19 protein-coding genes are annotated in these 22,417 nt (G+C 65.2%); 9 read left to right on the top strand and 10 right to left on the bottom strand.

What is annotated here, in order from left to right; all coding sequences use genetic code 11:
- Window positions 1–5: 5 nt before the first annotated feature.
- The 3 genes from OB916_RS11260 (at window position 6) to OB916_RS11250 (ending at window position 5,040) form a co-directional block, all read left to right on the top strand.
- Window positions 6–2,429, top strand: coding sequence for an efflux RND transporter permease subunit (locus OB916_RS11260; RefSeq protein WP_315909395.1), 2,424 nt, complete (start codon window positions 6–8; stop codon window positions 2,427–2,429).
- Window positions 2,430–2,469: 40 nt separating this feature from the next.
- Window positions 2,470–3,717: a type III ribulose-bisphosphate carboxylase gene (gene rbcL / locus OB916_RS11255; RefSeq protein ID WP_315909394.1), complete on the top strand. Its 1,248-nt coding sequence runs from the start codon at window positions 2,470–2,472 to the stop codon at window positions 3,715–3,717.
- Between the two features lie 234 nt (window positions 3,718–3,951).
- Complete coding sequence (locus OB916_RS11250) at window positions 3,952–5,040, top strand: P-loop NTPase (protein ID WP_315909393.1); 1,089 nt, start codon at window positions 3,952–3,954, stop codon at window positions 5,038–5,040.
- A 127-nt stretch (window positions 5,041–5,167) separates the two neighbouring features.
- On the opposite strand, the gene OB916_RS11245 is transcribed toward OB916_RS11250, so the two are convergent.
- Complete coding sequence (locus OB916_RS11245) at window positions 5,168–5,599, bottom strand: universal stress protein (RefSeq protein WP_315909392.1); 432 nt, start codon at window positions 5,597–5,599, stop codon at window positions 5,168–5,170.
- Between the two features lie 85 nt (window positions 5,600–5,684).
- A complete protein-coding gene (locus OB916_RS11240) occupies window positions 5,685–5,846 on the bottom strand; it encodes a hypothetical protein (protein WP_315909391.1) in 162 nt (53 codons plus the stop codon).
- A 152-nt stretch (window positions 5,847–5,998) separates the two neighbouring features.
- Between OB916_RS11240 and OB916_RS11235 the strand changes: the two genes are divergently transcribed.
- From OB916_RS11235 to OB916_RS11220, 4 genes are all read left to right on the top strand, one after another.
- On the top strand, window positions 5,999–7,273 hold the full coding sequence (locus OB916_RS11235; protein WP_315909390.1) for a Single-stranded DNA binding protein: 1,275 nt from the start codon (window positions 5,999–6,001) through the stop codon (window positions 7,271–7,273).
- Complete coding sequence (locus OB916_RS11230) at window positions 7,270–8,865, top strand: RPA family protein (protein WP_315909389.1); 1,596 nt, start codon at window positions 7,270–7,272, stop codon at window positions 8,863–8,865. The genes OB916_RS11235 and OB916_RS11230 overlap by 4 nt, the downstream gene beginning before the upstream one ends.
- Before the next feature lie 82 nt (window positions 8,866–8,947).
- Window positions 8,948–9,697 carry a metallophosphoesterase gene (locus OB916_RS11225; protein WP_315909455.1) on the top strand — a complete coding sequence of 250 codons (750 nt, stop codon included), beginning with the start codon at window positions 8,948–8,950 and terminating at the stop codon, window positions 9,695–9,697.
- Between the two features lie 180 nt (window positions 9,698–9,877).
- A complete protein-coding gene (locus tag OB916_RS11220; protein WP_390884078.1) occupies window positions 9,878–11,320 on the top strand; it encodes an MATE family efflux transporter in 1,443 nt (480 codons plus the stop codon).
- 5 nt (window positions 11,321–11,325) lie between these two features.
- On the opposite strand, the gene OB916_RS11215 is transcribed toward OB916_RS11220, so the two are convergent.
- The 8 genes from OB916_RS11215 to OB916_RS11180 all read right to left on the bottom strand — a co-directional run bounded on the left by OB916_RS11215 (window position 11,326) and on the right by OB916_RS11180 (window position 20,169).
- Window positions 11,326–12,249, bottom strand: a complete 924-nt coding sequence (locus OB916_RS11215) for a DMT family transporter (RefSeq protein WP_315909387.1) — start codon at window positions 12,247–12,249, stop codon at window positions 11,326–11,328.
- A 90-nt stretch (window positions 12,250–12,339) separates the two neighbouring features.
- Complete coding sequence (locus OB916_RS11210; protein WP_315909386.1) at window positions 12,340–13,254, bottom strand: alpha/beta hydrolase; 915 nt, start codon at window positions 13,252–13,254, stop codon at window positions 12,340–12,342.
- Window positions 13,255–13,366: 112 nt separating this feature from the next.
- The gene (locus OB916_RS11205; protein ID WP_315909385.1) at window positions 13,367–14,647 is read right to left on the bottom strand and encodes a flavin-containing monooxygenase; all 1,281 of its coding nucleotides are present in this window, start codon (window positions 14,645–14,647) and stop codon (window positions 13,367–13,369) included.
- A gap of 17 nt (window positions 14,648–14,664) precedes the next feature.
- Window positions 14,665–14,835: a BBE domain-containing protein gene (locus OB916_RS11200; RefSeq protein ID WP_315909384.1), complete on the bottom strand. Its 171-nt coding sequence runs from the start codon at window positions 14,833–14,835 to the stop codon at window positions 14,665–14,667.
- 199 nt (window positions 14,836–15,034) lie between these two features.
- Window positions 15,035–16,411 (bottom strand): UDP-N-acetyl glucosamine 2-epimerase, encoded by a 1,377-nt coding sequence (locus tag OB916_RS11195; protein ID WP_315909383.1) that lies wholly within the window; start codon window positions 16,409–16,411, stop codon window positions 15,035–15,037.
- Between the two features lie 104 nt (window positions 16,412–16,515).
- Window positions 16,516–17,943, bottom strand: a complete 1,428-nt coding sequence (locus OB916_RS11190; protein ID WP_315909382.1) for a dihydrolipoyl dehydrogenase family protein — start codon at window positions 17,941–17,943, stop codon at window positions 16,516–16,518.
- Between the two features lie 356 nt (window positions 17,944–18,299).
- The gene (locus tag OB916_RS11185) at window positions 18,300–18,935 is read right to left on the bottom strand and encodes a bifunctional 4-hydroxy-2-oxoglutarate aldolase/2-dehydro-3-deoxy-phosphogluconate aldolase (RefSeq protein ID WP_315909381.1); all 636 of its coding nucleotides are present in this window, start codon (window positions 18,933–18,935) and stop codon (window positions 18,300–18,302) included.
- A gap of 58 nt (window positions 18,936–18,993) precedes the next feature.
- The gene (locus tag OB916_RS11180) at window positions 18,994–20,169 is read right to left on the bottom strand and encodes an inorganic phosphate transporter (RefSeq protein WP_315909380.1); all 1,176 of its coding nucleotides are present in this window, start codon (window positions 20,167–20,169) and stop codon (window positions 18,994–18,996) included.
- Window positions 20,170–20,290: 121 nt separating this feature from the next.
- Here OB916_RS11180 and OB916_RS11175 point away from each other — a divergent pair, with 121 nt between their 5' ends.
- A complete protein-coding gene (locus tag OB916_RS11175; RefSeq protein ID WP_315909379.1) occupies window positions 20,291–20,704 on the top strand; it encodes a universal stress protein in 414 nt (137 codons plus the stop codon).
- Window positions 20,705–20,808: 104 nt separating this feature from the next.
- Complete coding sequence (locus OB916_RS11170) at window positions 20,809–22,209, top strand: signal recognition particle protein Srp54 (protein ID WP_315909378.1); 1,401 nt, start codon at window positions 20,809–20,811, stop codon at window positions 22,207–22,209.
- Window positions 22,210–22,417: the final 208 nt, after the last annotated feature.

Here is a 22,417-nt window from a genome sequence, read left to right as displayed (position 1 = left end):
CCACTGTGATCGACCACGAAACGGCGCTCGAGGCGCTCAACCGACATATCGTCGACAACCCGGAGCGGATCATCGTCGCGTTCCTGCTCGTGACGGCCGTCTTCGCCGGGGGGCTCGGCGGCGTCGAGATCGACTCCGGGACCGACCGGTTCTTCGAGAGCGTCCCGGAACACGACACCCAGCAGTACGTCGACGATCAGTTCGGCGCGACGTTCGATGCCGGCGAAGACACGACACAGATCGTCGTCACCGACGAGAACGTCTTCAGCAAGCGCGCCGTGCTCCGGACCCTCGAACTCCAGCAGACCCTGAAGTCCGATCCCTCGCTGCGGGTCAGCGAGACGACCGGCCTCGCGACGGGGATCGCCCGGGTGCTCGACCCGTTCGCGAGGACGCCCGAAGAGCGGATCCAGGCCGTCGAGACCGCGACGCCGGCCGAGATCCGTGAGGCCGGCAAGACGCTGCTCGAGAGGCGACCGCAGGTCAGGCAGGTGTTGAGCGAGGAACGCAACCTCGAGGAACCGCGCGCCGCCGCGACGATCGTCGTCGTCAGCCATTCGATCCCGGAAGGCGACCAGGCGACGCTGGAGGCTGTCCAGGACCGGATCAAGGGGACCGCAGAGACCGCAGATGGGGATATCCGGGTCTTCGGCTCGGCGATCCAGGAAGCCGGGTTCGATCAGGCGATCTTCGAATCGCTGTCGCTGATCGTGCCGACGGTCGTCGTGTTCATCCTGCTGTGTCTCGTGCTCGCCTACCGGGACCCGATCGATCTCCTGCTGGCGCTGGTCAGCCTGATCTTCGCGCTCGTCTGGACGTTCGGCTTCATGGGCTATGCCGGGATCAAGTTCAACCTCATGATGATCGCCGTACCGGTGATCCTGCTCGGGGTCGGGATCGACTTCGGGATCCACGCCGTCAACCGGTATCGAGAGGAGCGAGTGGACGGTTCGCCGCCCCGAGAGAGCATGCTGCTCGCGAACGACCAGTTGCTGGTCGCCTTTTCCATCGTCACGGTGACGACCGTCATCGGCTTCCTGGCGAACGTCACGAGCAAGCTCGAACCGGTCCGGGAGTTCGGCCTCGTCGTCGCGGTCGGGCTCGTGTTCACCTTCTTCGTGTTCGGGATCTTCCTGCCCGCGCTGAAGCTCGCGACCGACCACCGCCGGGCGGCGCTGGGAATCGGGCAGTTCTCGATCACGCCATTCGGTGGCGAGGACTCGCGGCTCGGCAGCGTGTTGCGATCCAGTGCCGTGGTCGCCAGGCGGCACCCGTTCGTCCTGCTTGCGGTGATCCTGCTGGTCACGGGGGCGGCCGGCTACTCCGCGACCAACGTCGAATCGAAGTTCGAGACCGAGGACTTCCTCCCCTACGCTGATCACCCCCCGCAGATCGAAGTCATTCCCGACGAGATCGCCCCCTCGGAGTTCGAGATAACCGCGACGTCGAACTACATCAAGGACACCTTCGAGACGACCAACACCGAGCAGGTGACCGTCTACGTCGAAGGGCCGATGGAACAGGGCAACGCCCTGGAGATCGTCCACCGTGCCGGCTCCGACCCTCCGCCGTCGTTCGTCCGGGAGGACGGACGCGCGGTCTCGCAAGGGATCACTAGCGTGATCGACACGTACGCGAGCCAGGATCCGGAGTTCGCCGCGATGGTCGAGCGCAACGACCTCGACGACAACGGCGTCCCCGACCGGAACCTCGGTGCGATCTACGACGAACTGATGCGCTCGGAGTACGCCGATGGGGCCGAGCAGTACCTCACCGAGGATCGGCGCGCGACGAAAGTCGTCTATCAGGTCGAAGCGAGCGCGACCCAGAAAGAGATCACCGCGGACGCTCGCGAGTTCGCCGCGGACGTCCACTTCGACGCGGAGGCGACCGGCGACACGATCGTCTTCCGGGCGCTGACCGAGGCGCTGATGGATTCAGCGGTCGTGAGTTTCGCGGTCGCGTTCGGGTTGACTGCCGTGTTCCTCGTGCTCGTGTTCTGGCTGCTCGAAGACCGGTGGTCGCTCGGACTGGCGACGATGGCTCCGATCCTCGTCGCGGTCGTCATGCTCGTCGGGACGATGCCCGTGCTCGGGATCGCGTTCAACGCCCTGACGGCGACGATACTGGCGATCACAATCGGGCTGGGCGTCGCCTACTCGGTCCACGTCGTCCACCGGTTCATCGACGAATACGACGAGCGCGGCGACGTCCACCAGTCGCTGCTGACGACGCTCGGCGGCACCGGCGGCGGCGTCACTGCGAGCATGCTCACCACCTCCGGCAGCGTCGCGTGCATGACGCTGGCCGTCAATCCCATCCTCGGGCAGTTCGGCCTACTCACAGCGATCAGCACCTTCTACTCGTACGTCACCGCGATCGTCGTCCTGCCGCTGGCGCTGCGGGCGTGGGCGCGGGTGTTCGACTAGATCCCTGAGAACTTTTCACATGGGCGGTCGTAGTATCCGTATGGCGGGCATCAGCTACGAGGATTTCCTGGATCGAGACTACGAGCCACGCGCGGACGACCTCGTCTGTCGGTTCGCGGTACAGCCGGCCGAAGGACTCGATCTGGACGCCGTCGCGGGCCGGGTCGCTTCCGAGAGTTCCAACGGCACCTGGGCGCGCCTGCAGGTTGAGGGATCGATCACCGATCTGAGTGCACGCGCGTTCGAGGTCGAGAACGGCCGGGTCAGCGTCGCTTACCCGGACGCGCTGTTCGAACACGCCAACATGGCGCAGGTGCTGTCGTGTATCGCGGGCAATATCATGGGGATGAAAGCCGTCGAGCGGATCCGCCTGCTCGACTGCGAGTGGCCCGCATCGCTCGCCAGCAGCTTCCCGGGTCCGCAGTACGGCTCCGCGGTACGCGAGGAAATCTTCGGCGTGGACGATCGGCCGATCACCGCGAGCGTGCCCAAACCGAAAGTCGGGCTCTCGACCGACCAGCACGCACAGATCGGCTACGAGATCTGGACCGGCGGCGTGGACCTGCTCAAGGACGACGAGAACCTCACCGATCAGGCGTTCAACCCCTTCGAGGAACGCCTCACTGAGAGTCTCGCGATGCGGGATCGCGCCGAGGAGGAGACCGGCGAGACGAAGAGCTATCTGGTGAACGTGACCGCACCCGGGACGGAGATGCTCGACCGCGTCGATCTGGCGGCCGAACACGGCTGTGAGTACGTGATGGTCGACGTGGTGACGGCTGGCTGGAGCAGCGTCCAGCAGGTGCGGGAACGCGTGGCGGACCTCGGGCTGGCGATCCACGCCCATCGGGCGATGCACGCGGCGTTCGATCGCGTCCCCGAGCACGGCGTCTCGATGCGCGTGCTCGCACAGGTCGCCCGGCTCTGTGGTGTCGATCAACTCCACACGGGCACTGCGGGACTTGGCAAACTCGAAAACGAAGACACGACCGGAATCAACGAGTGGCTGGCCTCGGACCTGCACGGCCTGTCGGACGTGCTCCCGGTCGCCTCTGGGGGATTGCATCCCGGGCTCGTTCCGGATCTGCTCGATGCGCTCGGGACGAACATCGCGGTTCAGGTCGGCGGTGGGATCCACGGACACCCCGAGGGCAGTCACGCCGGCGCGAAAGCGTTCCGGGCCGCCGTCGACGCGGCCGTCGACGGGCGGGAACTCGAAGACGCTGCCGAGGAGACGCCCGAACTCGCGACCGCGCTCGAGACGTGGGGCCGAGAGGGGACGCGATAGCGGACGTGGGGCCGGGAGGGGGCGCGCCCGGCCAGTTACCGTCGGTGACTGGTTTCGATCCGGGGAATCCGCGTCGTGACACCAGCCGGCCAGGGAACCCGTAGACCCTTCCTGGTGATCGAATCTGGTCACCCACACCCGCAAAACTGATCATATCGGGCCGCAGCCACTTTCAGAACCGATAATTGGCTCCATACATATATGTAGTACTGGATTTTCGATTGATATGTGTCCATGAGCGAGGTCTACGCCATCGCAGGCGCGAAAGGTGGTGTCGGCAAGACCACGACGAGCATCAATCTCGGGACCGTACTGGCGGAACTCGGTCGAAGGGTCGTTACGGTGGAGCTGGATCTCGCAATGGCGAACCTCGTGGACTTCCTCGATTTCGACGGCGACTTCGAGATGGCGACCACGTTACACGACGTGCTCGCGGGACGCGCCGAACTCGAAGAGGCGACCCACGAGACCGACAGCGGATTGACCGTCGTCCCCAGTGGAACTGACCTGGACGGGTACGCGGACACCGATCTCGAACGGCTCCCGGCGATCATCGAGCAGTTGCGCTGGGAGTACGACGTGGTTCTGCTCGACACGCCCGCGGGACTGAGCGAGGAGACTATCCGTCCGATGCAACTCAGCGATTGGGCGATCATCATCTCGACACCGCGGGTGTCGTCGGTGCGAAACGCACAGAACACGATCCGGCTGGCCGAACGGACCGAGACGGACGTGTTCGGACTCGTCCTCACCAAGTCCGGAACGGGCGCGTCACCGGGCGCGACGCGTATCGCCGAGTTTCTCGATGTCGACCTGCTCGGCCACGTCCCGGAGGACGAGGCGGTGCCCCACGCCCAGGACAGTGGCACGCCGGTCGTCCGCAGCGCGCCCCGGTGCGGAGCGGCCATCGCGTACCGCAAGATCGCTCGGAAGCTCGAGGGAGCGGAGACGGACGAAATCGGGGATAGAGGTGCAACCCCGGCCGAAGCGGAACTCGACCAGGTGGCGACGAGCAAGACTGACGGCGGTGTGGCCACCACGGCGGACCCGGCGCGGTCCGCCCCCGATGGCCGCCGTCAGATGGAGCGTACGCGGCCAGAAACGACAGGAGACCCGCTACAGGGATCGATCGACGACGCACGGGACGAGGACGATAGTGACGGACCAGCGGTCTCCGACGACGGAGAGGAAGCGGAAGAAGCGAGCGAGGTGGACGCAGATCGAGCGGCCGATGGCGAGGGACGGCAGGCGGCCGACGACGAGCGCGACGCTTCCGGGAAGCGATCGCTCGCGGACCGGTTCCGGTCGCTCGTCGGGCTGTGACCTCGACGTGCTCGTCGTGACTGCGTCTCGCTACGACCGCCCACAGTCGGCGTCTGTACCCCCCGCGCTGAAGCGCGCGACGTTCCCCCGAAGTTCCCGTAATTGGCTGTAACAGGCACCCGCAGTATCACTCACTGCTGACCCGAACCGTCAGGACCGGAACGGGCGACGTCCGGACGACGCGTTCGGCGACGCTGCCCAGCAACAGGCGATCGATCCCGCCGCGACCGTGGGTCCCCATGACGATGAGGTCCATGTCCTCGTCTTCGGCGTACTGGACGATCCGGCGACTCGGTGATCCCTCGACGACCTGGCGCTCGATCGCCAGCCCGTCGGCATACTCGTCGATCACGTCGAGCGCGGCCGCCCCCTCCTCTTCGAGGATCGACGAGATCGTGTCCCAGGACGTCTCCATCGGGAGGCTGTTGAGCGACGCCGTATCGAGCGCGTACAGCGCGTGCACCGTCGCGTCGTGGTGAGCGGCCAGCTCGACGGCGTGCTCGATGACGGGTTCCATCTCCTCAGAGCCGTCCGTTGGCAGGAGTATCCGGTCGTACATTGTCTACTGCTCGTGTCGGAACCGACATAACTGTACCCGCCGATAGCCGGAGAAAAGCAGCAATCGAACAGCGGTGCTCGCGGTTCTAGTAGAGTACGACCTTCGTCACGTCCCCATCACAGGCCGGACACGACTCGCGCTCGCGCGCGAACGGCCGACCACAGCCTTCACACTCATAGACCAGCAACTCGGGGTCGTCCTCCCTGGTTTTGTTCATCGCCTGTGAGACGTCGGTCCCGAGTGTCATTGTTTTACCGTCCCGAATCTACAACGTCCAGGCCGATAGTATTTGTCCGGTGATAGGATACATATAACGCCCGTTGTAGCCATCACGGTGTACGACCGTTGTTCCCGAGACCACGGCGACCTTTTTTGTGCAGGCCAGCCGAACGTCCGTTGATGAATCTCGACAACGAGGCCGAGGAGCTCGCCTCCACCCTCGGCGTAGACAAAACGGAGGTCAAACGCGATCTGGAGAACCTGGTGTCCTACAGCGTCCCGCTGGAGGAAGCCAAGCAGAGTCTCCGCCGGAAGTACGGCGACGGCGACGACGGCTCCAGTTCGGAACCGGAGAGCAAGGACCTAGCCGAGGTCTCGCCCGAGGATTCGAACGTCACCGTCACCGGGCGGATACTCACCGTCGGCAAGCGATCAATCCGCTATCAGGGTGCGGACCACACCATCTACGAGGGCGAGATCGCCGACGAGACGGGCACGCTATCCTACACTGCCTGGGAGGACTTCGATCTCGAACCCGGAGACACGATCCGTGCGGGCAACGCCGGCGTCCGCGAGTGGGAGGGCCAGCCCGAGTTGAACCTCGGCGAGTCCACCAGCGTCGAGAAGCGCGAGGAGACGCTGACGGTGCCCTACGAGATCGGTGGCGACGCGGAGCTGATCGCCCTCGAACCCGGTGACCGCGGAATCAACGCCGAGGTGACCGTCCTCGAGTGCGAGCGAAAGGTGATCGACGGCCGAGACGGCGAGACGGAGATCCTCAGCGGCGTGCTCGCCGACGAGACGGCGCGGTTGCCCTTTACCGACTGGGATCCCCACCCGGAGATCGAGGAGGGCGCGTCGATCCGGATCGAGAACACCTACGTCCGGGAGTTCCGGGGTGCGCCGTCGATCAACGTCTCGGAGTTCTCGACGGTCGAGACGCTCGATCGGACGGTCGAGGCAACGGAGACGGCCCCGCGGCTGTCGATCCGTGACGCCCTCGGCTCTGGCGGGATGTTCGACGTCGAGGTTCTCGGCGACGTCATCGCCGTCCGTGACGGCTCCGGGCTGATCGAGCGGTGTCCGGAGTGTGGCCGGATCGTCCAGAACGGGCAGTGCCGGACGCACGGACAGGTCGAAGCCGTCGAGGACCTCCGGACGAAGGCGATCCTCGACGACGGAACCGGTACGGTCACGGCGATTCTGGACGACGAACTCACCGCAGAGGTCTACGGCGGCGACGTCGAGGACGCCCGCGAGCACGCCCGCGACGCGATGGACAAGGAGGTCGTCGCGGACGCCATCCGCGAGACGATCGTCGGGCGGACGTTCCAGGTTCGCGGGACGCTGAGCATCGACGAATACGGAGCGAACCTGAACGCTACGGACTTCGCCGAAGTCGCCGACGATCCGGCCGACCGCGCGGCGGCGCTGCTCGCGGAGGTGAACGCATGAGCTCCGAGGAAACGGTCAACCGCCGCGAGACGGCCTACCGACTGTTCGCGACCGAGTTCGAGGACAGCGACGTCTCGTACGCCGAGAGCGACGAGGAACGCGCGCCGAACTACGTGATCACGCCGACGGGTGCGCGGGTCAACCGGCTGTTCGTCGTCGGCGTCCTGACGGAGGTCCAGCCGGTCAGCGACGACGTCCTGCGTGCGCGGGTCGTCGACCCGACCGGTGCGTTCGTCGTCTACGCTGGCCAGTACCAGCCCGACGCCCAGACATTCCTCGAACGTGTCGAACCGCCGGCGTTCGTCGCCGTCGCCGGGAAGGCACGCACCTTCCAGCCCGAGGACAGCGACGTCGTCTACACGTCGATCCGCCCCGAGAGCGTCAACGAGGTCGACGCCGAGACGCGCGACCGCTGGACGGTCCGGACGGCCGAACGCACGCTCGAACGGATCGGCACGATGGCCGCCGCACTGGGGAGCGGCGCGACCGGCGAGCAGCTACGGGAACGGCTGGCAGGCCAGGGCGTCTCCGACGGACTGGCGGCCGGGATCCCGCTGGCGATCGACCACTACGAGACGAGCGGTCCCTACCTCGAGGCGCTGCGTGAGACCGCGCTGGACGCGCTCCGAGTAGTAGCGGGCGAACGCGAGGAGGTCGCCGACCGATCGGTCGCGCCGGACGCGAGCGGCGAGGCCGATCTGGCGAGTCTCGCCCACGTCGAACTCCCGTCGCCCGAGACGCCCGAGACGGCGCCCGAACCGGGGGCGGCGACGGCCGACTCCCGTGCCGGTACAGCGACCGGCACGGACGCCGCCGGCGAAACGGAAGCGGCCCCGGAGGACGCTGCTGGCGCACCTGACGCGGCTGCGGAGGAGAGCGCTGGCGGCGAGTCCGAACCTTCGACGTCGGAGGTCGCCGAAGAGCCGGCCGCCACGGCAGACGGTACTGAGACGTCGGAGGAGTCAGCGACGGCGGAAGGCGCCGGGACGCCTGCTACCGCGCCGACAAGTGAAGCTGCGGGGGACGAAAGCGATACCGAAGGCGACGAACTCGGTGACTTCGAGCCCGGCGAGTTCGACCTCGACGAGGAGACCCGCGAGGAGGTCCGCTCGGAGTACGGCACCGAGTTCCAGAGCGGAGCGGAAGTCGACGAGCCCGGGGAGGCGGACATCGAGACGCCCGACCCGGAGGAACTCGACGAGGGCGAGCCGGTCGCGACCGATACCCCGACGGCGGCCGAGACTGACGCGGGCACACCCACGGACGAGAGCTCCGCGGAGGTGCCCGCAGGCGAACCTGCCGGGGAGGAGACGACTGCCGAGACCGCGTCGGCTGCCGACGAGAGCGGGGACGAACCTGCCGAGGAGAGTGGGGACCAGCCCCTCTCTCACGACGACGTCGACCTGGAAGACGCGGTCATGGACGCGATGAAAGACCTCGACGACGGCGACGGGGCGGACCGCGAACAGGTCGTCGCCACCGTCGTCGACCAGTACGGTGCCGAACCCGGGGCCGTCGAGGACGCGATTCAGGACGCGCTGATGGACGGCCGGTGTTACGAACCCAGCGACGAGACGCTCAAGCCCATCTGATAGTGATCGTTGTACGTCCGTTCCAAGTCGACTGCACGACTGCGAGCGGCTGTACCGGTAAATCGGTACAACGATCACTATGATGGTCGTCGAGCCGATCCCTGACGCGCCCGCTGCGGTCGTCGACACCGGCGAGGGACGGGCGCTCGCCGTCGCCGACTATCACGCCGGTCTGGAGTCCCATCTCCGCCGTGAAGGCGTCGAACTCGATCCCGCCGACGAACAGCGGCGCGAGCAACTCCTGTCGCTGCTTGCTGAGTCCGACCCCGACCGGCTCGTCCTGCTGGGCGATCTGGCGACCTCGATCGGCGAACCCACCGGCGAGGAGCGCGCCGAGATCGAGGCCCTGCTCGAGGCCGTCTCCGTCCCGATTACGATCGTCAAGGGCAACCACGACGGCGAGATCGAGTCGGTCGTCGGCGACCAGCGGGACGTGACCGTCACGGACGGCGAGGGGACGCGAATCGGTTCGGTCGGGTTCGCTCACGGCCACACCTGGCCCGCACCTGCCGTGCTCGAAGCCGAGATCGTCTGTGTCGCCCACGAACACCCGGTCGTTCGACTGGAAGACGAGGTCGGCGGCGCTCGTGCCGAGCGGGTCTGGCTCCGGGGACGTGTCGAACCGGGGCCGTTCCGCGACCACTTCGGCGATCGACTGGGCACCGTTTCCGCCGAGATGGTCGTCTTTCCCGCGTTTAACGATCGGTCCGGCGGGACGTGGGTCAACGTCGAGGGGCGGGACTTTCTGTCGCCGTTCCTGCCGGCGGGGCTGGCCGATGGCGAGGCGTACCTGCTGGATGGTACCCGACTCGGCCCGTATCAGAGACTGTGATGGTGTTAGTCACTTCTCCAAAGAATCCGGCGGCAGTTGTCCTCTGTTCGGATGTGGGGGTCGTTGTCGAACGGATCACGGATGAAAACCGATTAACCCGCGGAATCGCTAGATAGAATTAGTCCTGTGTCCCCACCTTCGGGCCGTCCGGAGCCGATTGTGCGGCGGATAGCCACGGCTGTGGCCCGATTCGCCCGGAACCCGATCAAGGGGATCATCATCGGAGTCGGGCTCGTGTTGCACCGCTTCGGACTCGTCGACCGCGAGCGGACGCGACGGACGGCCGACCTGGCGTGGCCGCGGATCGTCACGGGTATCGCCCGGATGTCGAAAAACGCCGTCGACGTGGCGATGGTCGGGGCCGCCCTCGGGCAGTTCGCTATCAACGGCGTCGGGCTGGCCGGACCGTTCTGGGGGCTGGCGTTCTCGATCGGCGGCGGGGTCGCCGCCGGGACGGTCGCGCTGGTTTCCCAGCGATACGGTGCCGAACGCTACGGCCAGATGGGGCAGGCGATCCGCTCCAGCGCCGCTCTCGTGGTGATCTTCACGCTCCCGGTGACGGCGCTGTTCTGGCTGTTCCCGACCGAGTTGATCAGCCTGCTGACGAGCGACCCACAGACGATCGAGTACGGGAGCGACTACCTCAAGATCCTGGGGCTGGGTGTGCCCTTCGCGGGCCTGAACCTCATCGGCAGCCGCGTCTACATCGGCGTGGACGACGCCTGGACGCCGATGGTCGTCCGCGCCGGCGGCGCCGTTGCGAACATCGCGCTCAACGCCGTGCTCATTTTCGGGCTGAACCTGGGCGTCGTCGGCGCGGCTATCGGGACGGTCGTCTCGAACGTCGTTGTCACGGCCACCTTCGCCGGCAGCCTGGCTGCCCGTCGCCTGCCTGGAACCAGGGCGTTCCCGGCGGAGGTGAGCTTCCTCAGCAGGTATCTCGATCGGGAAACGCTGTCGGACCTGGTGACGATCGGGCTGCCAGTCGCCGGGCGAAACAGCGTCTGGACGGTCGCGCGCTTCCCGATGCTGGCGATCGTCGGCATGATCGGCCCGACGGTGCTGGCGGCGTACATCGTCGTCCGGCGCATCTGGGGGCTGATGAACACGCCCGGCTGGGGCTTCGGACTGGCTGCCTCGAGCTTGGTCGGCCAGGAACTCGGCGCGGAGAACGAGGACGCCGCCGCGTCCTACGGGATCGAGATCACGCGGCTGGCAGTCGCCGTCTACGCGCTGGGCGCAGCGCTGACGGCGATCTTCGCGACCCAGATCGTCCAGCTCTTCGGCGTCGAGCCAGCCGGAATCGCGATCGCGGTCGGGCTGATCTACGCCGCGAGCATCGCTATCCTCCCCCAGGCGGTCAAGGCGACCATCGCGGGTGCCCTCGACGCCACCGGCGACACTCGCTGGCCATTCTATAGTCAGGCGCTTGGAATGTTCGCCGGCGCGATCCCGCTGGCGTATCTCGGCGCGACGACGCCGCTGGGCGTCTGGGGACTGTACCTCTCTTTCCTTGCCGAAAGCGGGATCCCGGCCGTGATCAACTACTACCGGTTCGCGACCGGCAAGTGGCGGGCGATCAGCCGCGAATACCGGCCCGATGCCACGCCTGCGAACGACTAGATCTCTCACCGATACAGGCTACGGTACCTGGCGAGTTCGGCGCTGATCTCGCGACTCTCCAGTAGCGCGAATCCGACGACGATAATCCCGAAGCCGACGAGCGTCAGGGGCTCGATTCGCTCAGCCAGCAGTACCCACCCGATCGCCAGGGCGACGATGGGAGTGAGATACGTTGTCATGTTTGCCTTCAACGGTCCAATCTGTCCCATCAACACGAGGTACATTACGAGTCCGAATGCCCCGATGAAGACGCTGAGATAGATCACCATCGCCATTGCCAGCAGCGTCGGTTGGACGCTCGCGATCGATTCGCCGATTCCGACTGCGAAGACGGCATGGACGGTTCCCCCGACCATCATTGCCCAGCCGGTCAGCGCCGGGATCGGCATAGATGTCCGGCTCCGTCGGACGAGGACGGCCCCCAGCTCGACGACGACTACGCCGGCGAAAAAGAGCAATTTCCCGACGAGTTCCGGGTCGAGGAGACTCGCCGGGTCCGGACGGATGACGACGGCGATTCCGACGAAGCCCAGGAGCACGCCGGCGTAGTCGCGGCCGGCCAGTCGCTCCGCGGGGAGGAGCGGCCACGCGAGTACCGCGGTGATTATCGGGGCGAGACTGAAGATGATCGCAGCGACGCCGGCAGTGATGAACTGCTGGGCGACGAACCCGATCCCCGTCCCGCCAACCAGAAGCACTCCCCCGGCGAGCACCGCCGTCACGTCCCGGCGAGAGCGGGGAAACCAGTATTCCGTCGTCGCGCCGACGTACACCAACAGGAGCGCGGCGGCCAGGTAGCTCCGGGTCGCTGCGAACAACAGCGGCGGGATGAACGACAAACCGGTCTTCACTGCCGGGAAGGCAGTCCCGAACAGGAGCGTGACGAGGAGGAACAACCCGACAGTTCGGTTGCGGGATATAGCAGACATCGTCAACTCCGGAGACCGAACAGACCATTCGTCTGCCCCGTTCTACGGCTGTGACGTCGATTCGCTGCTCTGACCGTGTTACTGATTCGCTCAATCATCGTCAGATCCTAGCGTTTCCGTAAGGAACCGCGACTGTGCTGCTGATGCCCTGTCGAACGTATCGCTCGGGTAATACAGCAGCCCGAAATGCCCACCGGGGATCTCTACCCACTCTTTCGGTCCGGCCAACCGCTCGTACGCGTCGCGTGCCACAGCAGGGGACGACCGGACCATCTCGTCGTCGGGTGCCACTACGAACAGCGCTGGGCACGACACGTCCGACGCACACAGTCCGGGATACCACTGCACGGGGTGCTTTGGACGGACGACCGTGACCTCGTTCGTCCAGTTCGTGTCCGAACGAGTCCCGTAGCCGGTGAACCAGCGAAACGCCGTATCGGGTTTAAGCGCCGAGGGACGACGGTCCTGGTCGTCCCAGACGACCGGCATCGGCCCATGAATTTCCTCAGCAGTCGGGTCGACTGATCCGGAGCGGACCGTCTGCTCGATCGATTCACGAAGGGAGCCATCGGAATCGTTCGGCGGCATTTCCTCACCAAGCGCCGGGACCTGAACGACCAGTGCTGCCACCCGCTCGTCGAGTGCGGCCACGACCAGCGAAGGGCCACTACTGTAACTATCGCCCCACACAGCGATCCGAAGCGGATCGACGTCCTCAAGCGAGGCCGCAAACGAGATGGCGTCGCGATACCCGCGCGCCTGCATCCATGGGTTGACCTGCTGGCGCGGCTCGCCGGCGCTCGCACCGAAGCCTCGGTGATCGTACAACAACACGGCCAGGCCCGCTTCGCGGAACGCTTCGGCATACCTGTCAGCGACCATCTGTTTGGTCGCGGAGAACCCGTGGGCCATGACCACCAGGGGCCACGGTGGCGCTGTGTCGGGCGAGTAGTACCAGCCACTCATCTCTGCCCCTTCCGATTCGAAGGCCACGTCTCGTTTCATCGGTACCTCCACGAGATGGTCGAGGAGATACTTCTGTGAGACCAGAATTTCCGGCAAGTGGTGGGACTCTCTGCCCCTGCTGAACGCACAGAGTACGGCCCGAGTATAGCGTTCATGTGTTGGGTCTGGCCTGCTTCAGGCGGTCCAGAATGTGGTCGGCGACGTATTCCGCGTCGCCACCGACGCCGAACAGAAGCGAGGATCCACCCGTGTGCAACCACGGGAGCCCGAGGAAGTAGAGCCCGGGACTGTCGGTCACCCCACGATCGTGGACTGGATAGCCGTACTCGTCGAACGTCGCGGGCTCGACCCAGTCGAAATCGAACTGAAATCCGGTCGCCCAGATCACGGTCCGAACGTTCGCCGCCTCGAGGTCGACCTCTCGAACGCTCTCGATCGAGACCTCCTCCGGATCCCTGGGGACGATCTCGGGGTCCGGGGCGTCGATACCCTCGGTTTCGATGAGATCGTCGATCTGGTCGATCATGCCGGCGTAGAAGCGATACGCGTTCCGGAGGTTCTCCTCGAGGTCGCCGGCAACGACGAGTCGGCCGTCCTCGACTCTCTCGGCCCGTCCGAGCAGCGTCATGCCGTCAGCGGCGAGCTCAAGGAGGTCGATCTCCTGGCCACCGTCCTTCCCAGAGACGTAGGGGTTGGGCGCGAACCGGTCTGCGGGCGAGTCCAGGCTGTCGACGACCGCCTCGAATCCCCCCATGGCGGCCATCCAACTGGAGATGTCCTTCCCGCGGTATCGACGCGGTGCCTTCGCCGCCTTCCCGACCGAGAGGTACACGTCACGCCCGCTCTCGTGGAGCTCCTTGGCGATCTGTGTCCCCGACTGACCGGAGCCGACCACCACTACTCCACCGGGGTCGAGCTGGTCCGGGTTCCGATAGTGACTGGTGTGTAGCTGCCGAATAGAGGAGGGCAACTCGGCGCCGAACTCGGGGATCCGGGGGCGTTGAAACGGGCCGGTCGCCACGACCACGTTGGTCGTCTCGTAGGTGGTGTCGGTCGTCTCGACAGTATATCCAGCGTCCTGCTGACGAACCGCTAGCACCTCGACACCGGTCCTGAGTGGGGGATCGAAACGATCGACGAAGGCCTCGAGATACTCGACAACTTCGTCGCGAGTGAGAAAGCCGTCGGGGTCGTCGCTCTCATAGGGGAAGTCGGGAAGACGGCTCATCACGTTCGTCGTCACCAGCGTGAACGAGTCCCACCGCTCGCTACGCCAGCGCTCGCCGACTTCGCCTCGCTCAAGGACGACGTGGTCACAGCCGGTCCCCGACAGGTAGTAGCTCGTCGCCAGCCCCGCCTGTCCGGCGCCGATGACGACGACGTCACGATGTTCGGTCATTGCGCTCTCGTCCGTTGAATTGTTGTCGCTCATACGTTGACCCCTCTCGGCTATTCCGCCGATTCGACGTTGTGGTTCAGCCGGAACAGGTTCTCCGGGGCCCACTCGCTTTTCACCCCGACCAATCGGTCGCTGCTTTCGCCGCCCGGCCGGACCAGAGAGCTACGGAGTGGTTCTTCGAATCCAGAGACTGCTTCGCCACCCGCTGAATATCTGTCCATAGACATATTTGCATACACTCAATTCTGGCGATTCTGCTTTCAGCTGTTGGCTAGTTCGTCATATTTTGTCAAGCTAATTTGCTATTATCTACCAAGGTATTCATTAGGTGTGTGCAATCCAGGGTATTCTGACACCGCTGCATATGCGCCCTCTATCAAGAAAGCAGTGCGAGTCCCCCGAGCACGGTGGCGCGGATAACTAGAGATACTCGAAGTCCTGCTTGCCCGTCTCGAAGCCGACGCGCTCGTGTGCCCAGTCGAAGGGCGTCGCCTCGCGTTTCTCCGCCAGGAACTCGACGATCGACTCGCCGACGTTCTCGCCATAGAGGTTCGGCCCGGTCTGGATCTCCTCGCGGACGGCGTCGGTCTCGGCGACGTACTCGACCATCTCACGGACGTACTCGCCCCCTACCGGCGGGACTAGCAGGTTCGTCCCGGCCTCGAAGACCGTCTCCGGGCGGTCGGTGTTGAACCGGGCCGTCAGACAGATCGTCTCGTCGATGTAGTTGAGTTCTTCCTGCATGCTCCCGGAGTCGGTGAACTCGGCGAAACACTGCCCGGAGGTGAGAAACTCGTAGACGTGGGCGTGTTTCTTCCAGAGGCCGGTAAACAGGAAGTTCTCGCGCTCGTCGTCGAGTTCGAGCAGTCGGTCGCGATAGCCGTAGTGTTCGAGCGCCTTTCGCGTCGCGGTCAGTTCGACGAAGTTGACGTTGTAGCCGTCTTCGACCAGCCCGATCACGCCCTCGACGATGGCCTGGAAGCGCTCTGGCAGGAGGTTCGCCCGGCGGTGGATGTCCACGCGGATCCAGTCGTCGCGCTCCTCCAGGGCGGGATAGATGTCGAAGATGCTCTCCTCGAGATCGGCGTCCCGTTTCATCTCGATGGCGTCGACGACGCTGTTGCCGACCACGGGGATCCGTTCGTCGCCCTCGACTGCGGCCGGATACCCCTCGCGCTGGAGGTGCTCGCGGTTGAGCTCGACCGGTGCGAAGTGATAGATCGAACCCGCCGATCCGACGAAGGTGTCGTACTGTTCGGGGAACGGTTCGGCGCGGTTGATCGACCACTCACCCGACCACTGAGCGTCGACGAACGCGGGAATGTCCTCGTAACCCTCGAAGTCCGGGGACATCCCGCGGAGGCCGGCCTCGTTGTGGGCGACGGCCTGATTGGTGGTGAACAGCCACGCCTGCGGGATGATCCCGGCGGCGTGGGTGTCCCCGTGGACGATCGGCAGGACCGCCGTGTCGGGCCATTGCTCTTCGAGCGTATCGGTGAGTTCGTCGATCCGTCGGTGGACCTGCGCGGTCTTCTCCGAGAGCGAGCCGCGAATCGCGAGGTCGGCTGCGACGCGGTCTTCGATCCCGTATTCGGCGAGACCGTGGCCGAGCACGTCGTCGTAGTGCTGGCCAGTGTGAAGGACAAAGGCCGGGACGCCCGCGTCGCGAGCGGCCGCGACGACCGGGGCCTGCTTGTAGAAGTCGGGTTTCGTCGCTGTCACGACCGCGAGGACGAACTCGCCCGCGTCCATCTGACGGGCGAGACGATCCTCGTAGATCGTCAGTTCACCTGGCATACACCACTCTGTGTGTACCAGCCGGTAGTAGGTTCTGGTTCGTGTGCAGGCTGAGAAGTCACCTGGAACATGTCTCCCGAGCAGTCACCCCGACCGCGTGAGCCTCACTGCGTCGCGGTCGCCTCGTCGCGCTCGGCCAGCTTCTCGGTGGCCTTCCGGAACAGTGCGTCGAGGATCTCCGGCGTGGTGGGGTGATAGGCGCGGTCGGGGATCTCGCGGACGTCCAGCTCCATTTCGACGGCGAGTTGCATCGTCTTGGCCATCGCGTCGGCGTGGTAGTGCAGTCCCTGATAGCCCAGTACGGTCCCGTCGGGGGCGACGACCAGTCGAGCCCAGCCTTCGGAGGCGTCTTTGGCCTTGAAGACGCCGTCGTTCTCTGCCCGGGAGTCGACGGCGACGTAGTCGAGTCCGGCCTCCTCGGCAGCGTCGGCCGAGTGGCCGACACGGGCGAACGGCAGTCGGGCGAGCCCCGAGAAGATGACGTGGTGGTGAATGGAGTCGTGTTCGGTGAGGGCGTCGCCCTCGCGGTGGGCCTGGATGTTCGTCGCGGCCGTCGCAGCCTGTTCCTTGGCGACGTGCAGGATCGGCTCGCGTCCGTTGACGTCGCCGACGACGAACACGCGCTCGTCGTCGCCCGCCTGCATCGTGTCCTCGACCCACTCCTCGCCGGGTGACAGCGACGTGTTCTCGACCCCGAGCCTGTCGAGGGCCGGCTTGCGGCCCGTGAACGAGAACAGCTGATCCGCCTCGACGACCTCGGTCTCGCCGTCGACCTCGACGGTCACGCGGACGCCGCCGTCGTCGGTCTCCTCGACGTGGCTCGCCTGCGCGTCGAGCAGCACGTCCATGTCGAACTCCTCGCGGTAGTAGTCGGCGAGTTCCTCACCGAACCCGTCGTCGGCCTCGGGCAACAGCTCCGGGAGGATGTCGATCGCGGTCACGTCCATGCCACCGGCCTCGCTGAGGTAGGGGGCGAGTTCGAGCCCGATGTATCCCAGTCCGAGCACGACTGCCGAGTCACCGAACTCGGTCGCGTCGAGCACGTCGGCGCTGGTGTTGACCGGCACGCTCTCGATGCCATCGATCGGCGGGACGTTCGGCGTCGACCCCGTCGCAATCACGACGTAATCGGGTTCGATCGTCCGGTCGCCGACCTCGATCACGCGGTCGTCGACGAACGTCGCCGTCTCCCGAACGAGCTCGACGGTTTCGCGCTCGGCGAGCGATTCGATACTGCTGCGACGGTGTCCGGCCCAGCTGGACGTGTGTTCGTTTTTCCGCTCGACCGTCCGTTCGAGGTCGACCTCCGGGAGGTCTCCGACGAGCCGATCGTCACGCCGGGCCGCGAACCGGTGTTTCGCCGCCGAGATGACTTCCTTCGAGGGCATGCAGCCACGGAGGATGCAGAGCCCGCCGCCGGGGTCACCGTCGTCGATCAGCGTGAGTTCGATCTCCGGATCGTCGGCGAGCTGTCGCGCTACTGCACTGCCGGCACTGCCGTACGCGCCGATGATTGCGACGTGAGTACTCATGTCTGTCTGACAGTGACCGCGAGGCTTAATCGTTTGGAAACGGCACAATAGTCATTTTCGATCATTCTTGTTTTTGCTGGCGGGTTTCTACCGAGATCGATCACGTTCCTTCGCCCAGGCCCGACCAGCACCACGTCCATCTCCGAGTGATACACGTCGTCGATGGCATCCGAAACTGCGCCGGTCGTGACTTCGTCTATCCCTCTGTCGTGTCCCGCAGCACGGTGGCTATTTCCTTCCAAGTGGAATTTATAGAAACACCCAATACTGGGAGAACGACTACTGGCGACCGATCGGTTGTCAGGTGGTGACTTCGAGCGCGTTCGAGTTGCGCCTGTGGTCACTCTCAGGCGTTTTCACCGCGCGTCGTCGACGGCGTCGAGGAAGGATTCGGCGCGGGACTGGACGGCGTCGTAGTCGCCGTGGGCGATCGCGTCGTAATCGAGCAGCGCGCTCCCCGCCCCGACCACCGCCGCGCCGGCGTCGAAAAACGCCTCGACGTTATCGGGACCGATCCCGCCGGTCGGCATGATCGGGACGTCGCCCAGCGGCCCCCGGATCGCGCTGAGGTGATCCGGGCCGACGGTCGAGGCCGGGAAGACCTTCAGCAGGTCCGCCCCGGCTGCCATCGCGTCGGCGGCTTCGGTCGGCGTCATCACACCCGGCCCGACGACGACGCTCCGGCGGTTCGCGGTCGCGACGACCTCGCGGTCGAGATGTGGCGAGACGACGAACTCGGCACCGGCCTCGATGGCCCGGGACGCGGTCGCGGCGTCCATCACCGTTCCGGCACCAACCAGTACCTCGTCGCCGGTCGATTCGGCGAGTCGTGCGATCGTTCGACTGGCGTCGTGTCCGTCGGTCGTGACTTCCAGCGCGGTGACGCCGGCCGCCGCCAGCGCGTCGGCGACCTTCGGGAGGGCCTCCGGGTCGATATCGCGCAGGACGGCGACGACGCCGCTGTCAAGCAGTCGTTCGAGCGCGTCGGTCATGCCTCGGTGTGGGTCCGACTGCCCGATAAAACCACGCTTCGTCGATCATCCACTCCAGTCACGCCGTACCCGCGACGGGAAGCACGAGGAACGTCACGTACGACAGTCCCGTCGCAACCGACGGGCCGATGATCCAGAACGAAACGAATCGCACGACTGCCGACCGATCGAACAACGCTGACGCGTTCTGCACGTACGCTGGATCCTCACCACCGGCACTCGAAACGTCCCTCGGCGTCTCGGCAGTGACCGCGTCGACTGACACTTCGGCTTCCATCTCGCCTTTGAGCATATCCACTGCAGACGTCGGTCGGGTCGCTCGCCCCCATCCGAGTCCGACGATGCACATGACCGTCGAGAGGGCCAGACTCATTGGAATACCGAGCGCCGACGCGACCGTCGTGATGCTTGCTCCGATGACCATGACGATCATCGCTGCCAGCAGCGGCAAGTTAGTCAGATCGTTTCCGACCGATTCCATCGTCCGGCGGGCGATCGTGAACGCACCGAGCCCGATCGCGGCCGCTCCCAGCCCGACGGCCGCGTCCGTCCCGATCAGTCCACCACCCACAAGCGGTGCGACCGCGTTCGCGACGTTGCTCGCACCGGCACTGAACGCCATGTAACAGGCGATCACCAGCACCAGCCCCGTACTGACGACCTCTTTCGGCGTCGTACCCGGGCCGAGGGTCGGCGTTGGAATCACCCTCGTTCGATTGAGTGTCAGTAGCAGTCCGTCGGACTGTTCGAGCGCGAACCTGTTGTCGAGGTACGGATAGAGATACCGACCGATGACGGCACCGAACCAGAAGCCGACGACCGGAGCGATGACCCACCACACCATGATCGAGCCGACGACCGCATAATCGAGCTGTTCCGTCGCGAGACCGAGCCCGGAAATCGCTCCGACGGCTGTCATGGACGTCGACACGGGGACACCGTACAGATTGGCGAGGAGCATTCCCAGGCCGATGAACCCGAGCACGACGACGCTCGCTTCGAGGGAGAACGCCTCCTGGGGGACGAGGTCGCCGCCGAGCGTATCGATCACGTTGCGGCCGACTGTCCACCCGCCCAGAAAGGCGAAAAATGTCATGAGTCCCGCGGCAGCCGTCTTGCCGATGATCCCGGCTCCGACGGGCGGGCCCCACGCGACACCTGTCGAGGACCCGCCGATGTTGAATCCGACGAAGACTGCGGCTACAAGCGCGACCGCGAAAAGTATCGCAACCATAGTCCACTCTCCCGTAAGTTCGGTCTGTATATTCCGATTGCGGTCGAATGGTCCCCCTGATGCATGAGGGGGCGATGGATCAACCCTGGTGACTTATGCTGTCGGTCGGCGTAGTAATGGTATGTCCACGCGCGTTCTCGTTCCGATGGACGATTCGGATATGTCCGAACACGCGCTCGAACACGCGCTCGAAATCTACCCCGACGCGGAGATCACGGTCCTCCACGTCGTCGGTGAGCCCTCGGGGATGATGGGAAAGGCGACGGGCCTCGCGCTGGCCGACGACCTCGAGGAAGCCGCAGAGGAACACGCGACGGTGATTTTCGACCGGGCCCGCGAGATCGCCGCCGATAGAGAGATCACGACCGACGTGGCGTGGGGGAGCCCATCGAAGGTGATCGTCAATCGAGCCAGGGAGTTCGACGCTGTCGTCATCGGTAGCCACGGCGGATCGCTCGCCGACCGCCTGTTCGTCGGCAACGTCGCACAGAAGGTCTTCCGTCACTCGCCGACACCGGTGACTGTCGTGCGGTGACGACGGTGTGTCGGTCTCCGATCGTCTAGCGGCGGTCGTCCCGCGGTACGCCGCCCAGCGCCGACAAAAAGGCTTTACCGGCCCAGTCACCTATCGAGACGCAAATGGTACTCGACGATCTCGGACAATCGCTACGCGGGGCCCTGGACGATCTCCGGGGCAAGTCCCGCATCGACGAGGAAGACGTCGACGCTGTCGTCAAGGAGATCCAGCGGTCGCTCCTGCAAGCTGACGTCGACGTCGACCTCGTGATGGGACTCTCGGACGACATCAAATCCCGCGCGCTCGAGGAGGAGCCGCCGGCCGGCACCTCCGCGCGCGACTGGGTGCTGCGGATCGTCTACGAGGAGCTGGTCGAACTGGTGGGCGAATCCACCGAGTTGCCGCTGGAATCCCAGACGATCATGCTCGCCGGCCTCTACGGGTCGGGGAAGACCACGACTGCGGCGAAGATGGCCTGGTGGTTCTCGACGAAGGGGCTCCGGCCGGCCATTATCCAGACCGACACCGACCGCCCCGGGGCCTACGACCAGGCCAAGCAGATGGCCGAGAAGGCGGAGGTCGACTTCTACGGAGATCCCGACGCCGAGAACCCGGTCGAGATCGCCCGCGAGGGGCTGGAAGCGACCGAGAACGCTGACGTCCGGATCGTCGACACGGCCGGCCGGGACGGCCTCAACGAGGAACTGATTGAGCAGATCGAGCGCATCGAACGCGAGGTCCAGCCCGACCGGAACCTGCTGGTGCTCGACGCTGCGATGGGCCAGAGCGCGAAGAGCCAGGCCGCCGACTTCCAGGCGGCGATCGGCATCGACGGTGTGATTATCACCAAACTCGACGGGACCGCGAAAGGTGGCGGCGCGCTCGCCGCAGTGGACGAGACCGATTCGACGATCGCGTTCCTCGGGACCGGCGAGACCGTCCAGGACATCGAGCGCTTCGAACCGTCGGGGTTCATTTCCCGGCTGCTCGGGATGGGCGATCTCAAACAGCTCACCGAGCGCGTCGAACGCGCGATGGAGCAGACCCAGGACGAAGACGAGGACTGGGACCCAGAGGACATGATGGAGGGGGAGTTCACCCTCTATGACATGCAAAAGCAGATGGAGGCGATGAACAACATGGGGCCGCTCGATCAGGTGATGGACATGATCCCCGGCATGGGCGGGGGGATCATGGACCAGCTGCCCGACGACGCCATGGACGTCACTGAAGAGCGGATGCGCGACTTCCAGGTCATCATGGACTCGATGACCGAAGGGGAGATGGAAGACCCCCGGATCGTCGGCAAGTCACGCATCGAGCGGATCGCCCGCGGGTCGGGCAAGCCCGAAGAGCGAATCCGCGAACTGCTCGAACAGCACAAGATGATGTCCCGGACGCTCAAGCAGTTCCAGGGCATGGGCGACGCCGACATGGAACGCATGATGAAACAGATGCAACAGGGCGGCGGTGGCGGCGGCATGGGCGGTATGGGTGGCGGCGGCAATCCCTTCGGTGACTGATTCAGAACAGGCCGAAAGCAGTCATTGGACGACGCATCCTGTGAGATACCGAAGATCGAACGTTCAACGGAGCCTGTTATTATCCCAACCTCGGGATTCCTCCGCCTGAACAGTAGTTGCCGATTCAAATTGCAGGATGTTCGCTGAGGTACGACGCGATCGTCGAAATCCGACTTGAGCCGGTTGTTCAAGCAGTGATTCGAGTAGG

The sequence above is a fragment of the Halapricum hydrolyticum genome (genome assembly GCF_025517535.1).
GTDB classification, from domain to species: Archaea; Halobacteriota; Halobacteria; order Halobacteriales; family Haloarculaceae; genus Halapricum; species Halapricum hydrolyticum.
This window is presented reverse-complemented; position numbering and strand designations above follow the sequence as displayed.

Coding starts and splice junctions, on each gene's coding strand:
- rbcL (WP_315909394.1), top strand. CDS start 2,470: ATGGCGGGCATCAGCTACGAGGATTTCCTGGATCGAGACTACGAGCCA.
- OB916_RS11250 (WP_315909393.1), top strand. CDS start 3,952: ATGAGCGAGGTCTACGCCATCGCAGGCGCGAAAGGTGGTGTCGGCAAG.
- OB916_RS11245 (WP_315909392.1), bottom strand. CDS start 5,599: ATGTACGACCGGATACTCCTGCCAACGGACGGCTCTGAGGAGATGGAA.
- OB916_RS11240 (WP_315909391.1), bottom strand. CDS start 5,846: ATGACACTCGGGACCGACGTCTCACAGGCGATGAACAAAACCAGGGAG.
- OB916_RS11235 (WP_315909390.1), top strand. CDS start 5,999: ATGAATCTCGACAACGAGGCCGAGGAGCTCGCCTCCACCCTCGGCGTA.
- OB916_RS11230 (WP_315909389.1), top strand. CDS start 7,270: ATGAGCTCCGAGGAAACGGTCAACCGCCGCGAGACGGCCTACCGACTG.
- OB916_RS11225 (WP_315909455.1), top strand. CDS start 8,948: ATGGTCGTCGAGCCGATCCCTGACGCGCCCGCTGCGGTCGTCGACACC.
- OB916_RS11215 (WP_315909387.1), bottom strand. CDS start 12,249: ATGTCTGCTATATCCCGCAACCGAACTGTCGGGTTGTTCCTCCTCGTC.
- OB916_RS11210 (WP_315909386.1), bottom strand. CDS start 13,254: ATGAAACGAGACGTGGCCTTCGAATCGGAAGGGGCAGAGATGAGTGGC.
- OB916_RS11205 (WP_315909385.1), bottom strand. CDS start 14,647: ATGAGCGACAACAATTCAACGGACGAGAGCGCAATGACCGAACATCGT.
- OB916_RS11200 (WP_315909384.1), bottom strand. CDS start 14,835: ATGGACAGATATTCAGCGGGTGGCGAAGCAGTCTCTGGATTCGAAGAA.
- OB916_RS11195 (WP_315909383.1), bottom strand. CDS start 16,411: ATGCCAGGTGAACTGACGATCTACGAGGATCGTCTCGCCCGTCAGATG.
- OB916_RS11190 (WP_315909382.1), bottom strand. CDS start 17,943: ATGAGTACTCACGTCGCAATCATCGGCGCGTACGGCAGTGCCGGCAGT.
- OB916_RS11185 (WP_315909381.1), bottom strand. CDS start 18,935: ATGACCGACGCGCTCGAACGACTGCTTGACAGCGGCGTCGTCGCCGTC.
- OB916_RS11180 (WP_315909380.1), bottom strand. CDS start 20,169: ATGGTTGCGATACTTTTCGCGGTCGCGCTTGTAGCCGCAGTCTTCGTC.
- OB916_RS11175 (WP_315909379.1), top strand. CDS start 20,291: ATGTCCACGCGCGTTCTCGTTCCGATGGACGATTCGGATATGTCCGAA.
- OB916_RS11170 (WP_315909378.1), top strand. CDS start 20,809: ATGGTACTCGACGATCTCGGACAATCGCTACGCGGGGCCCTGGACGAT.